Origin of the sequence: Streptomyces sp. NPDC057623 (assembly GCF_042800355.1) — a bacterium.
GTDB lineage: Bacteria > Actinomycetota > Actinomycetes > Streptomycetales > Streptomycetaceae > Streptomyces.
Map to the genome: position 1 here is coordinate 104,444 of NZ_JBHVGZ010000002.1, position 14,619 is coordinate 119,062.

4 protein-coding genes are annotated in these 14,619 nt (G+C 73.5%); 2 read left to right on the plus strand and 2 right to left on the minus strand.

The annotated features are described in order from the left end of the window. The first annotated feature begins 153 nt into the window (after positions 1–153). Both ACFU95_RS02680 and ACFU95_RS02685 read left to right on the plus strand, forming a co-directional pair. Positions 154–1,431, plus strand: coding sequence for an MFS transporter (locus ACFU95_RS02680; protein WP_383821393.1), 1,278 nt, complete (start codon positions 154–156; stop codon positions 1,429–1,431). Further along, positions 1,391–12,364, plus strand: a complete 10,974-nt coding sequence (locus ACFU95_RS02685; protein ID WP_383820704.1) for an amino acid adenylation domain-containing protein — start codon at positions 1,391–1,393, stop codon at positions 12,362–12,364. The genes ACFU95_RS02680 and ACFU95_RS02685 overlap by 41 nt, the downstream gene beginning before the upstream one ends. Positions 12,365–12,494: 130 nt before the next feature. Here the strand turns inward: ACFU95_RS02685 and ACFU95_RS02690 are convergent, their stop codons facing one another. Together ACFU95_RS02690 and ACFU95_RS02695 are read right to left on the minus strand one after the other, a co-directional pair. Continuing rightward, positions 12,495–13,541 carry an ABC transporter ATP-binding protein gene (locus ACFU95_RS02690; protein ID WP_383820706.1) on the minus strand — a complete coding sequence of 349 codons (1,047 nt, stop codon included), beginning with the start codon at positions 13,539–13,541 and terminating at the stop codon, positions 12,495–12,497. A gap of 26 nt (positions 13,542–13,567) precedes the next feature. Then, entirely contained in the window at positions 13,568–14,605 is a 1,038-nt protein-coding gene (locus ACFU95_RS02695; protein WP_383820709.1) for an ABC transporter ATP-binding protein, read from the minus strand. Between the last annotated feature and the right edge of the window lie 14 nt (positions 14,606–14,619).

Consider the following 14,619-nt stretch of genomic DNA (forward strand, 5'->3'; position numbering starts at 1 on the left):
CGTGGGTGGATTCCACGGGAAATGCAGTGGCGCAACCCGGTGAACTGCCGAGCCGGAAAAGGGAATTCGGGGGTCCCCGATGCGCCGGTTAGAATCGTGCGGGCACGTGACTGATGAATCGGCCGTGTGGGCAGAGGGGGTTCGGTGGGAGAAGTGAACGGGCGATTCCGTTTTCTCGTCTCCGCTTATGCCACCTCCGCCTTCGGCAACTATCTGAATCTCATCGCGCTCGGTCTGTTCTCCTACGAGGTCTCCGGTACGGCCTTCGGAGTCGGCGCGGTGATGGCGCTGCGGCTGCTCGCCGGGTTCGCGGCGGGGTTCGCGGCCGGGGCGCTGCCCGCCGCCCTGACCCGCCGCACGGTGATGGTCTGCGCGGACGTCGCCCAGGCGGCGGCCATGACCGCGCTGGCGCTCAGCGCCCCGGGCACCCCCATGTGGCTGCTGGCCGCGGTGGTCGTGGTCCTGGGAGCCGGGAACACGTTCTTCGGCGTCGCCCTGCGCAGCGCCGTTCCGGTCATGGTCGGCTCGCACAACCGTGCCAGGGCGAACGGCCTGTTGATGTCGGCGCGCTCCCTGGCCACGGTGCTGGGCTTCGCCTCGGCGGCACCCGTCATCGCGGCGGGCGGCTACGCGCTCGCGTTCGCCTGCAACGCCGCGAGTTTCGCCGTGTCCGCCGCCGCCCTGCTGGTCCTGCGACCGCGTACGGACGACGAGGCGCCCGCCGACGAGAAGGACCAGGCCGCACCGCCACGCCGCGGACCGCGCCTGTTCGCCACGGCCGGCCTGCCCGGCCTGCTGCTCGGCATGATCCTGCTCAGAGGCGTGGACGCCCTGGCCTCCTCCTCGCACAACGCCGCCCTGCCCGTGGTCGCCCACCTCGCCGCTCCGGACGAGCCCGCCGTGTTCATGGCCCGGTTCTGGGCGGCCTGGGCGGTGGGCACCGTCCTCGCCCACTGGGCGCTCCGGCGCAGCCGGCCCGAGGCGGCGTGGGGCGAGCGCGCCTTCGCCGTCGGGACCTGCGCCATGTCGTTCTGCTTCACCGCCGCGTTCCTGGGACTGCCCGCGGCCGGGCTCGTCATGGCGGCCGCGGCGGCGGGGTTCGCGGACGGCTGGACCGAGATCGTCTACACCACCCGTCTGCAGGCGGCCCCCGACCGGCAGCGCGGTCGGCTGTTCGCCCTGTCCGCCACGGCGGAGCAGTCCGGGTTCGCGCTGGGCGCGGTGGCCGCCGCGGCCGCACTCGAGTCACTGCCCGCCCTGGCCGTCGTGGCCGCCTTCCACGGTACGGCCGTGTGCGGGGCGGTGGCTCTGCTGTTGTTCACCTCCGGCCGGCGCGGCACAGGTCTGCCGCGCCCGGCCGCCACACCTGGCGAAAAGGAAGAGGACTCGCATGGAACGAGTACGGGGGCACGCACTATGCCGGGGCCCTGAGCCCGATCGTGCGGGGGACGATCCGGGTGACGCCGTGGCGGCGCTGCTGCGAGCGGCCCGGGCCGATTCCGGGGCGGCCGTCGTCACCGTCGCCGCGGACGGCACCACGACCGAGCAGTCGTATCCCGAACTGCTCGACCGGGCACGGCGGCTGCTCGGGGGGCTGCGGGAGCGCGGCCTGCGGGCAGGGGACACCGTGGTGCTGTGCGGGCTGCAGCCGGCTGAGTTCTTCCCCGCCTTCTGGGCCTGTGTGCTGGGCGGCGCGCATCCCGTGGCCATCGCGGATTCTCCGCTGCCGGGCACCCCGGCCCTCCAACGCCTGCTGGACGCACACCGACTGCTCGGCGGTCCCCTGGTCCTCAGTGACGCGGCCGGCGCGGCGGCGGTCGGCCGGGCCGCGTCCGGGCTGCGGGTCGAGATCGCGCGCGACTGCCTGAACGCGCCACCGGCCGACGACCACGTCGAGCCCGCCGCGGACGGCACCGCCCTGCTGATGCTCTCCTCCGGCAGCACCGGCGTGCCCAAGGCCGCGCGGCTCACCCACGCCGGACTGGCGGACTTCGCGGCGAGCAGCCGGCGGATCCTGGACGTGCGTCCGGACGACACGATGGTGAACTGGCTGCCGCTCGACCACAGCGGCGCCTTCCTGCTCTACCACCTGCTCGCGGTCTTCGCGGGGTGCGGCAACGTCCACGCGGCGACCGAGCTGGTGGTGGCCGAGCCCCTGCGCTGGCTCGACCTCCTCCACGAGCACCGGGCGCGGCACGCCTGGGCGCCGACCTTCGCCTACCAGCTCGTCGCGGACGCGCTCACCGGCCGGGAGCCGGGGCACTGGGACCTCGGCGGCCTCAAGTCCCTGGTGTGCGGGGGCGAGCGGATCGCGCTGCCGGTGCTGCGCCGCTTCCTCGACGCGACGGCCCCGTACGGAATCCGCGAGCGGCACGTGGTTCCGGCGTGGGGCATGGCCGAGACCGTCACCGCCGTCACCTACGGCCGGCTCGACCGGCCCGGCACGGTGCATCGCCTGCTCAAGAGCAGCCTGAGCGGCGACCTGTTACGGGCCGACGAGCAGACCCCGGACGACGACTGCGTCACCTTCGTCGCCTCCGGCGCACCCGCGCACGGCGTCACCCTGCGCATCGTCGACGAGAGCGGCGACCTGATGCCCGCGGGCCGGATCGGGCGGCTCCAGGTCCACTCGCCCGCGCGTCTGACCCCCGGCTATGTCGGCAACCCGGAGGCGGACGCGGCGGCCTTCCCCGCCGGCCGGGACTGGCTGGACACCGGCGATCTCGCCTTCCTCGACGGCGGCCAGGTCGTCATCACGGGCCGCCGCAAGGACGTGATCATCCTCAACGGGCACAACGTCTACTGCCACGAGGTCGAGGAGGCGGCCACCGCCGTCGTCGGCATCCGGCAGGGCGAGGTGGCCGCGTGCGGCGTCCCGCATCCGGACCGGGGCACGGAGGAACTGGCCGTGTTCTTCGTCAGCCGCGGCCCGGACGACGACGCACGCGTCGTGCGCGAGGTGAAGGCGGCGCTTTTCAAGAGGCTGCGGCTCACCGCCGCCCACGTCCTGCCCGTTCCACGGGACGAGTTCCCGAGGACACCCGCGGGAAAGGTCCGCCGCACCGAACTCCGGGACCGCCTGGCGGCCGGCGGCTTCGGCGCGGCGACGGGCCCGGCACGGCGCTCACCGGCGGATCCCGACGCGGTGACGCGGCTGGTGCGGGAGGAACTCGGCGCCGTGCTCGGCCGCCCGGCCGACACCGACCTGCCGTTCTACGAGCTCGGGATGACCTCCGTCCTCATCGTGCGCCTGCGGGGACGGCTGGAGGAGCGCCTCGGCACACGGATCGCCCAGACCGCCCTCTTCGAGCACCCGACGGTCGCCGCACTCGCCGCACACCTGTACGACACCGGCGCGCTCGCCGAAGGGGAGACGCGCGAGCACCCCACGCCCGCCGGCAGCACCCCCGCGGACACGGACACCCACGCGAGCTCGGACGCCGACGCCGACGCCGACGCCGCCGACCGGCGGGTCGCGGTCGTCGGACTGTCGCTGCGCTTCCCCGGGGCCGACTCGGCGGACCGGTTCTGGGCCAACCTGCGCGACGGAGTGGTCAGCGTCCAGGTCTTCGGCGAGGACGAACTCGCGGAGGCGGGCCTGTCCCCGGAACAGCGGCGCGCCCCGGACCTCGTTCCGGTCTCCGGAGTCCTCGACGGCGTCGAGGAGTTCGACCCGGAGTTCTTCGGCATGAGCCCCCGGGAGACCGAACTCACGCACCCCGCACACCGCCTGTTCCTGGAGTGCTGCCACCAGGCCCTGGAGGAAGGGGGGTACGCGTCCGCCCGGCCCGGCACCAGCATCGGCGTGTTCGCGGGTTCCGGCATGAACCTGTACGACCATCAGCTGGCACCCGGGCCCGGTTCGCCGTCCGAGCCGTATGAGCCGTACGAACCCTCCGAGCCGTCCGACGGGACGGACCCCGCCACCGGCATGCGCCGGGCCATCGGGCGGCAGCCGGACTTCCTCGCCACCCGGGTCGCCTACCGCCTCGGGCTCACGGGGCCGGCCATCGGCGTGCAGACGGCCTGCTCGACCTCGCTGGTCGCGGTACACCTCGCGGTCCAGTCGCTGCTGAGCGGTGAGGCGGACCTCGCCCTGGCGGGCGCCGCGGCCGTGCACCTGCCGCAGCGGACCGGCTATCGCAGCCACCCCGGTTCCATCCTGTCGCCCACCGGCCGGTGCCGGCCCTTCGACGCCGAGGCCGACGGCACGGTGGGCGGCAACGGCGTGGCCGCCGTCCTGCTCAAGCGGCTCGACCGGGCACTGGCCGACGGCGACACCGTCCACGCGGTCATCCTGGGCTCCGCCGTCAACAACGACGGCGCCGAGAAGGTCGGCTTCAGCGCACCGGGCGTCCCGGGACAGGCCGACGTCGTTCGCCGGGCCCTGCGCACGGCGGGCGTCCCGGCGGACACGATCTCGTACGTGGAGGCGCACGGCACCGGCACCAGGCTCGGCGACCCGGTGGAACTGGAGGCGCTCGGCAGGGCGCTCGGCGAGGACACCCCGCGCACCGGTTTCTGCGCGGTCGGCTCGGTGAAGCCGAACATCGGGCACCTCGACAGCTGCGCCGGCATGGCCGGACTGATCAAGACGATCCTGATGCTGCGCCACCGCACCCTCGTACCCACCCCGCACCTGACCAGCCCCAACCCCGAACTCGGCCTGGACAACGGCCCGTTGACCCTGGCCACCGAGCTGCGACCCTGGGCGGTGCCGGACGGAGTGCCGCGCCGGGCCGGGGTGAGCGCGCTCGGCGTCGGCGGTACCAACGCCCATGTGGTGCTCCAGGAGGCCCCGCCCGCGCCCCCCGCCGCCGCACCCCTGCTGCCCGTTCTCGTACCGGTATCGGCGCGGGACACCGAGGCCCTGGACGAGTTCACCGGCCGGCTCCAGGACCGGCTGCGGCAACGGCCGGAGCTGTCGGCCGCCGACGTGGCCGCCACCCTCGCGCTCGGCAGACCGCACCGCGCGGCACGCACCACGGCCGTCGGCCGCACGGCCGACGAACTCGCCCGCGCCCTGGCCGCGCCCCGCCCCGTGCCGGACGCTCCGCTCGGGCCGCTCGCCTTCGCCTTCCCCGGGCAGGGCAGCGCGCGCCGCGGGATGGCGAGCGGCCTGTACGCCGCGTATCCCGAGGCCCGGCGCACGCTGGAGAAGTGCGCGCGGCTCTTCGCCGACGAGTTCCGCGGCGATCTGCTGCCGCTCCTGCTGGACGGTGCCGAGCCGGACGGTGCGTGGGTGTGGCCCACCGAGACGGCCCAGGCGGCGCTGTTCGCCCACCAGTCGGCACTCGCCGAGGTGTGGCGCGCCGCCGGTGTCCGCCCGGCGCTGCTGCTGGGGCACAGCGTCGGCGAGTACGCGGCCCTGTACGCGGCCGGAGCCATGACGTTGGAGGACGGGCTGCGGCTCACCGCCTGGCGCGGGCGGCTGATGCAGCTGGCCTGTCCGCCCGGGGCCATGCTCGCGGTGCGCGCCGACCCGCCCACCGCGCGGCGCGTCGCCCGGAGTGCCGGTGCCGAGGTGGCCGCGTTCAACGGTCCGAGCGCCCAGGTCATCACCGGGTCGCCGCAGGCCGTGCGGGCGGCGGAGCGGCTGCTCGACCAGGAGGGGGTGCGGTGGCGGGAGCTGCCCGTCGACCGGGCCTTCCACTGCGCCGAGATCGAACCGGCGCTGAGCGAGTTCCGCGGCCACGCCGAGAGAGTGACGTACCGCCCCCTGCACACCGCGGTGGTGACCACCGCCGACGGCGAGGTCCGCCGCGCGGGCTGGACCGTGGACGCGGACCATCTCTGCCGTCAGGCGCGGCAGCCGGTCCGGTTCGACCTGGCCATGGCCGCGGCCGCCGGACAGGGGTGCGCGGACTTCGTGGAGACCGGGGCAGGGGCCACCCTCACCGGACTCGGCCGGCACTGTCTGCCCACCAGCCGCTGGCTGAGCGGGCAGGGCGAGGGCGGCCGTACCGAACAGGTCCACGGTCTGCTGACCGCGCTGGGTTCGCTCTACCGCCGGGGCGCCGAGCTGGACTGGCCACGGATCACCGGCCGGGCGGGCCGGGTGCCGCTGCCCGGCCACCCGCTGCGGCGGGTGCCGGTCACGCCTCGGGCCGGGCGGACGCCGGAGCGCGTCCCTGCCCCGGAGACGGGCGCGGTGCCCGGCGAACTGCTCGACGACATCGTCGAGTTGACGGCCGGCAAGCTGGGTCTGCGGGCGGCGGACGTCGCACCCGACAGCTCGTTCTTCGCACTCGGTGCGGACTCGCTCTCCCTGATGGGCATGACGACCGAGCTGGACCAGCGGCACGGCGTCCGTGTCCCGGTGCGCGAGCTGTTCGAATCGGCCGACACCCCGCGCAGGCTGGCCGAACGTCTGGTCCTACTGCGCGGCGGGACACCGGGGAAGCCGAAGGAACACACCGGCACGGTGGAGCCGGTGGAGCCGGTGGAGCCGGTCGAACGGGTGGAGCCGGTGGAACCGGTCACGGCGGCGCGGCCACCGGCAGCCGTCGCGCCCCCGGAGACCCACGTCCTGTTCGAGCAGCAACTCAGGCTGCTGGAGAAGCTGTCCGACCAGGTGTCCGAGGTGATCTCCCGCCAGCTCGACGTGCTCAGGCCCGGACCGGCGACCACGGCGACCACGGAGACCGTGCCGACCTCGCCGACCACGACGGCTACCGGCCGGATCCCGGCCCCCGCGCCCGCCCCTGTCCTGACGCCGGCCGCAACAGCCCCCGCCCCGAGCCGGCCATCGGCGCCGACGCCACCCCCGCACGCCGCCCCGGCACCCACCCGGCCCGCCCCGGCATCCGCCACCGCCTGCGGACTCAGCCTCTACTTCTTCGGTGACTACCCCGACGACACCGCCCACGACAAGTACGGGCTCATCATGGAGGCCGCCGACTTCGCCGACCGGCACGGCTTTCACGCCCTGTGGTTCCCCGAGCGCCACTTCAACTCGTTCGGCGCGCTCTTCCCCAACCCCTCCGTGCTCGCCGCCGCACTCGCGGCGCGGACCAGCCGGATACGGCTGCACGCGGGTTCCGTCGTGCTGCCGCTGCACCATCCGGTGCGGGTCGCCGAGGAATGGTCGGTCGTCGACAACATCTCCGGCGGCCGGGCCGGCCTGTGCGTGGCGTCCGGCTGGCACGCCACGGACTTCGCGCTCGCACCGGAGAACTTCGGCCGGCACCGCGAGGTGATGTACGAGCAGCTGGAGACCGTACGGCAGCTGTGGTCCGGACAGCCGCTGCGGACCACCTCGGGCGACGGCGAGCCCGTCGACGTACGGTTGCAGCCACGTCCCGTGCAGCGGCAGCTGCCCCTGTACGTGGCCGTGGTGGGCAACCCCGACAGCTACCGCCGGGCGGCCGCCGAGGACCTGGGCGTGGTCACCAACCTGATGACCCAGACCGTCGAGCAGCTCGCGGAGAACATCGCGCTGTACCGGCGCACCCGCGCCGAGCACGGCCTCGATCCGGCGGCCGGACGGGTCGTGGTCCTGGTCCACACCTACCTCGGCGACGACGCCGAGCGCGCGCGGGCCGAGGCGTACCGGCCGTTCGTGTCGTACCTGCGCTCCTCGCTCTCCCTCTTCGACCAGGTGACGAACAGCCTCGGCTTCGACGTGGACCTGGAGAACACCCCGGAGGAGGACGTGGAGTTCCTGCTCGGGCGCGCCTACGAGCGCTACTGCGAGTCGCGCGCCCTGATCGGCGACGAGCACACCGCCGAGGAGGCGGTGCGGCGCCTGGTGGCCGCCGGAGCGGACGAGGTCGCCTGCTTCGTGGACTTCGGAGTGCCGAGGGAGCGGGTCCTTTCCGCCCTGCCGGTGCTGGAGCGCGTCCACCGCCGGCTGCGGGACGAGGCGGGTGAGCCGGCCGCGCCCGCGGCACGCCGCGAGCCGCTGTCGCCCGCCCAGCGCCGCATCTGGTTCCTGGAGCAACTGCACCCCGGCACGAGCATGTACCACGAGCCCAAGGCCATCCGCCTGGACGGCCCGCTGGACGTGGCGGCGCTGCGCCAGGCGCTCCAGAGCGTCGTCGACCGGCACGAGGCCCTGCGGACGGTCTTCCGGCAGCACGACGGCGTCCCGTACCGGGAGGTGCTCGACCGGGTGCGGCTCGACTGCCCCGTCGACGACCGCACCGGGGCCTCGGAGGAGGAGGCGCTGAGGGCCGTCCTGGAGACCGAGGGACGGCGGATCCTCGACCTCGGCACCGGACCGCTGCTCCACGCCCGCCTGCTCCGTCTGTCGGCGGAGCGGCACCTGCTGTTCCTGCTGGCCCATCACATCGTCTTCGACTCCGCCTCGACGGCCGTACTGGCCCGGGACCTCGCCGCCTGCTACCGCTCCCGGCCGCACGGCGACCCGGCACTGCCGCCGCTCGCCGCACCACCCGCGTCCGACGGCCCGGATGCCGCCCGGACCGGCGAGTCCCTGGCCTTCTGGCGCCGCACCCTGAGCGGGGCCCCCGAACTCGAACTGCCCACCGACCGGCCGCGTCCGCCGGTCAGGACCGGTGCGGGCGCGAGCCTGACCCACACGCTGGACGGCGAACTCGTCGGCGCCCTGAGGAGGTTCGCCGCCGAACACCGTGCCACCCTCTTCATGACGCTGACGGCCGCCGTCGCGGCCGTGCTCGGCCGGTTCGCCGGACAGCGCGACCTGGTCGTCGGCACCGCGGTCGCCGCCCGATCCACCGGCATCGAGGACCGGGTCGGCCTCTACCTCGACACCGTGCCCCTGCGGCTGGACCTCGGCGGCGACCCGGACTTCCCGGCGCTGCTGCGCCGGGTGCGGGACAGCAGTACGGCGGCGTACGAACACCGCGCCGTCCCCTTCGAGGACCTGGTCGCCGCGGTCAACCCGCGGCGCGATGCGAGCCGTAACCCGCTGTTCCAGGTGATGGTGGAGTACGAGAACGAGGGCCGGGTGGAATTCGACCCGCCGCGGCTCTCCGCCACCCTCCTGGACATGCCGAGCGCCCGCGCCCCGTTCGACCTGAGCATCTATCTGACGCACCATCAGCACGGGGTGCGGTTCATGGTCGAGTACGACACGGCGCTCTTCGACGAGAGCACGGTGGCCCGGCTCGTGGACTACGTGGAGCAGGTGCTGCGCCGCGCCCTCGACACGCCCGCCGGGCCGCTGAGCGAACTGACCGCGGTCACCGACACCGACCGGTCGGCCCTGGCGCGGCTGGGCCACCTGGACGAGCCGCCGCCCCGCGGCGAGGACACCCTGCACGGACTGTTCCGCCGGCAGGCCCGCCGGACCCCGGACGCCGTCGCGCTGATACACGATCAGGGCCGGGTGACCTTCGCCGAGTTGGAGGCCCATGCCGACGGCGTCGCCCGCCGGGTGCGGGCCCGCGGCGCGGGACGGGGCGAGCGCGTCGCCGTCCTGCTGCCCCGGGGCCCCGAACTGGTCGCCTCCCTTCTCGGGGTGCTCGTCAGCGGTGCCGCCTACCTGCCGCTCGACCCGTCGCTGCCCACCCCGCGGCTCGCCGCACTGCTCGCGGACGGCGCCCCGGCCCTGCTGCTGACGAGCGACGCCGCCCTGGCCCGCCATCCCGGCGTCGCGGCCGATCTGCCCGTGCTGCTCACCGACGAGGCGGACGACACCCCCGTGGGGGGCACCCCCGCGGACGGCACCCCCGCGGGCGGTGCCGCGGAGGGCGGGGCGGGGCCCGACGACCCCGCGTACTGCATCTACACCTCCGGCTCCACCGGGCACCCCAAGGGCGTCCTGGTGCCCCACCGCGGGCCGGCCAACCTCGTGCGCCAGCACCTGCGGCGGCATCCGGCACTGCGCACCCTGCAGTGGACGTCCCCGGCCTTCGACGTCAGCGTGCAGGAGATCTTCACCACGCTGGCCTCGGGAGCGGCCCTCGTCCTCATCGCCGACGAGGTGCGGCACGATCCGGCAGCCGTCGCGGCGGCCGTGCGCGCGCGGGGCGTGGAGCGGATGTTCATGCCCCGCACGCCCCTGACGTACCTGATGGAGACCGCCCCCGAGATGCCGTCCCTGCGGGAGCTGTTCTCCGCCGGGGAGGAGCTGCGGCTCACCGACGCGTTCCGGCGCTTCCTGGCCGCCCACCCGCAATGCGCCCTGCACAACCAGTACGGACCCACGGAGACCTCCGTCATCGTCACCTCGCAGCGCGTCGACCCCGACGGCGACGACCGCCCGGCGATCGGCACTCCGGTGCCGGGCGCGCGGATCCTGCTGCTGGACCGGGACGGGCGGCAGGTGCCCGTCGGGGCCGTCGGGGAGATACACGTGGGCGGCGTCCCGGTGGCGTACGGCTATCACGCCCGGCCCGAGGAGACGGCCGCCGCCTTCCTCACCGACGGTGCGGGGGCGGTGCGGTACCGCACGGGGGACCTGGGGCGCTGGCGCCCCGACGGCGCCCTCGCCTACCACGGCCGCACCGACGACCAGGTCAAGATCCGCGGACACCGGGTCGAACCCGCCGAGGTCCGCACCGCGCTGACCGCACTCCCCGGCGTCCGTGACGCGGCGATCGTGCCCCGGCGCGATGGCCACGGCGAGTGGGAACTCGTCGCCTACGTGGTGCCCGTGACCGTCGGGGACGACGACCTCACCCCCCTGCGCACCGCGCTGGCCGCGGCACTCCCCGACCCTCTGGTGCCACGCCGCTGGGTGCGCCTGGACCGGCTGCCGGTGAACGCGTCCGGCAAGCTGGACCGGCAGGGCCTGCCCGAACCCGCCGAGACCGCGGAACGGCCGACGGGCGAGGACCCCTCCACACCGACGGAGAAGGCGCTGCACGATCTGTGGTGCGAGGAACTCGGCCTGAGCCGGGCCCCGGTGACCCACTCCTTCTTCGAGCTGGGCGGCCATTCCCTGAGCGCGATCCGGCTGGTGAACCGCATGGCGGCGGAGCTGGACCGGGCCGTGTCCATGGCCGACTTCTTCCGCACCCCCACGATCCGGGGCCTCGCGGCACGGCTCGAACAGACCGGCGCGGCGACCGCGGACCCGCCGCCGCGGGCCGCCACCGGCGAGGTGCGGGCCACGGTGCCCATGACCTCCGTCCTGCGCAGACTCTGGCGGCGCCACCACGAACGTCCCGACCCGAGCGTCTACAACGTCGCGCACCGCGTCGACCTGCGTGGCGACCTGTCCACCGACGACCTGCGCGGCGCCCTCGCGGACCTCGTGGCACGCCATGACGCACTCCGCGGCAGGGCGGTGGTGCGCGGCGGCGAACACCTCCTGGAGGTGCTGGCCCGGGTACCCGTGGACCTGCCCGTCAGCGACCTCTCCGGCCGCTCAGGGCACGCCGGGGACTCCGGGGACGAGGACCGTGTGGAGCGCTGGTGCAGGGAACACGCGTCCCGACCGTTCGCGATGGACCACGCCCCCCTGTTCCGCTTCCGGCTGGCACGGCTCGGTCCCGACCGCTGGACGCTGCTGACCGTCCTGCACCATGCGATCTGCGACGGCTGGTCCATGGGGATCGTCCGGCGTGAGCTGGCGGAGCTCTACAACGCCCGCCGCCGGGGCACCGGCAGCCCGCTCCCGCCGCCTGCCGTCCAGTTCACCGACTGCGCCGTCGCGGAGCACGGCCTCGACCAGGCCCGCCGTGCCGAGCTGGAACGGTTCTGGAGCGCCGAACTCGAAGGAGTGCCCCTCACCCTGGACCTGCCCGCCGACCGGCCCCGGCCCCCGGCCCTGTCCGGCCGGGGAGCACTGCACACGCGCACCGTCGAGGGCTGCCTGCCCGCGCGGATCGCGGAGACGGCCGGCCGGCTGGACGCCACACCGTACGCAGTACTCGCCGCGGGATTCGCCGCCTGGGCCGCCCGGTGCCGCGGTGTGCGCACCGACCTCGTGCTGGCCTCGTCCAGTGCCAACCGGCTCGATCCCGAACGCGCGGGCGTCGTCGGGCTGTTGGGCGACGCCGTCCTGCTGCGGGCCCGGACGGCCGAGGCGGACACCTTCGCCGACCTGGTCCGCCAGCTCGGCACGACCCTCTTCACGGCCCTCGACCACCAGGAGCTGCCGCTGACGGAGGTGGCCGACCTGGTCGCCCCGGGAACCTCGGACGGCCTGTTCCCCGACGTGCTGTTCACCGTGGTCACCACCCCGCCTCCGGCCCTCGACCTGGACGCGGTGTCGGCCACCGTCACCGACCTGCCCACGGCAGGCGTGGCACGCAACGAGCTGTACGTCGTCCTGGCCCAGCAGAACGACGTCATGACCGTGACGTTCGAGTACTCGACGGATCTCTTCGACCACTCGACCATCGAAGCCTGGGCCGAGGAGTACATCCGCCTGCTGGACGAGTACGTACGCAACCCGCTGGACACGCTGGCGGAGCTGCCGCACCGGTGAGAGACGGAGGAAGGCCCGCACCCCGGGAGGGTGCGGGCCTCTGTTCCCCGGGAACCGGACGATCATGGGCTCGGGTCAATGGGCCGGCGAAAGTCCGTTCCGTGCGCGGCGGCTGACGAAAAGGGGTGTGTCAGGCCGCCGGCTCGGGGTCCTTGACGAGACGCGGAGCCGACGCGACGTCGGCCGTCTCGGGGTAGTGGCACGCCGTGAGGTGGCCGGGCTTGTTGCCCTCGACCTGGACCAGCGGCGGGGCCTCGGTCGCGCACTTCTCCGTCGCCTTCCAGCAACGGGTGCGGAAGCGGCAGCCGGAGGGCGGGTTGATCGGGGACGGCACGTCGCCCTGGAGCCGGATGCGCTCACGGGCGGGCGTCTCGTCCACGGTCGCCTCGGGTACGGCGGACAGCAGCGCCCGGGTGTACGGGTGGCGCGGGTTGTCGTACAGGTCGTCGCGGTCGGCGATCTCGACGATCTTGCCGAGGTACATGACCGCGACGCGCTGCGAGAAGTGCCGTACGACGGCCAGGTCGTGGGCGATGAACAGGAACGCGATGCCGAGTTCCTGCTGGACCTTCTGGAGCAGGTTCACCACCTGCGCCTGGATGGAGACGTCGAGGGCGGAGACCGGCTCGTCCGCGACTATCAGCTTCGGCTCCAGCGCCAGCGCCCGTGCCACGCCGATGCGCTGGCGCTGGCCGCCGGAGAACTCGTGCGGGAAGCGGTTGTAGTGCTCGGGGTTGAGGCCGACGATCTCCAGCAGCTCACGGACGCGCTTCTCCCGCCCGCCCGCCGGGTTGATGTCGTTGATCTCCATCGGACCGGCGATGATCTTGCCGACCGTGTGCCGCGGGTTCAGCGAGGCGTACGGGTCCTGGAAGATCATCTGGATCTCGGAGCGGACCGGCGCCAGTTCCTTGCGGCTGGCGTGCGTGATGTCCTTGCCCTGGTACGAGATCTTGCCGGCCGTGGGCTCCAGCAGGCGGGTGATCAGGCGCCCGGTCGTCGACTTGCCGCAACCCGACTCGCCGACCAGACCGAGGCTCTCGCCCTCGTTGACCTGGAAGTCGAGGCCGTCGACGGCCTGGACATGGCCCACCGTCCGACGGATCGGGAAGCCGCCCTTGATCGGGAAGTGTTTGGTCAGCCCGGAGACGTCCAGGAGGGGAGTGGTGCTGCTCATGGTGGTGAAATCCCGTCTCTTGTACGTCAGTTGGCCGCGCTGCCGGCCAGGTCGGAGAAGTACTCGCCGCGCTGCTCGGCGGTCAGGTGGCAGGCGGAGCCACGTCCGTCGACGAGCTCCAGCAGCGGACGCTCCGACGAGCACAGGCCGCCCTCGACCTTCTCGGCGAAGGCGCACCGCGGGTGGAAACGGCAGCCCGACGGCGGGTTCAGCAGCGACGGCGGCGAGCCCGGGATCGGGTTCAGCGGCACATCGACCGGGTGGTCCAGACTCGGCATGGAGCTCAGCAGGCCCCAGGTGTAGGGGTGCTGCGGGTCGCGCAGCACCTCCTTCTTCGTGCCGCGTTCCACGCACCGGCCGCCGTACATCACCAGCACGTCGTCCGCGATGTCGGCGATGACACCGAGGTCGTGCGTGATGAAGATGATCGCCGTGCCGAACTCCTTCTGGAGGTCCTTCAAAAGGTCCATGATCTGGGCCTGGACCGTCACGTCGAGAGCCGTGGTCGGCTCGTCGGCGATCAGCAGCTCGGGGTCGCAGACCAGCGCCATCGCGATCATCGCGCGCTGGCGCATACCGCCGGAGAACTGGTGCGGGTAGTCGTCGACCCGGACCTCCGGCTGCGGGATCCCGACCCGCTTCAGCATCTCGATGGCCCGCTCGCGTGCCGCCTTCTTGGAGCAGCCCGTGTGCTTGCGGTACGTCTCGCCGATCTGCTTGCCGATGGTGTGGTACGGGGAGAGCGAGGTCAGCGCGTCCTGGAAGATCATGGACATCTTGTTGCCGCGCAGCTTCTCCAGCTTCCTCTCCGAGGCGCCGTTCAGCTCTTCGCCGTCCAGGGTGATCGAGCCCTCGACCTTGGTGCTGTCCGGGTTGTGCAGGCCCAGGATGGTCAGGTTGGTGACCGACTTGCCGGACCCGGACTCGCCCACGATGCCCAGCGTCTTGCCGCGTACGAGGTCGAAGGACAGACCGTCGACGGCCTTGACGGTGCCGTCCTCGGTCGAGAAGTGCACCTTCAAGTCCTTGATGGAGAGGAAGGGCTGCTGATCGGTGCTCGTCACGGGGACGCTCCAGT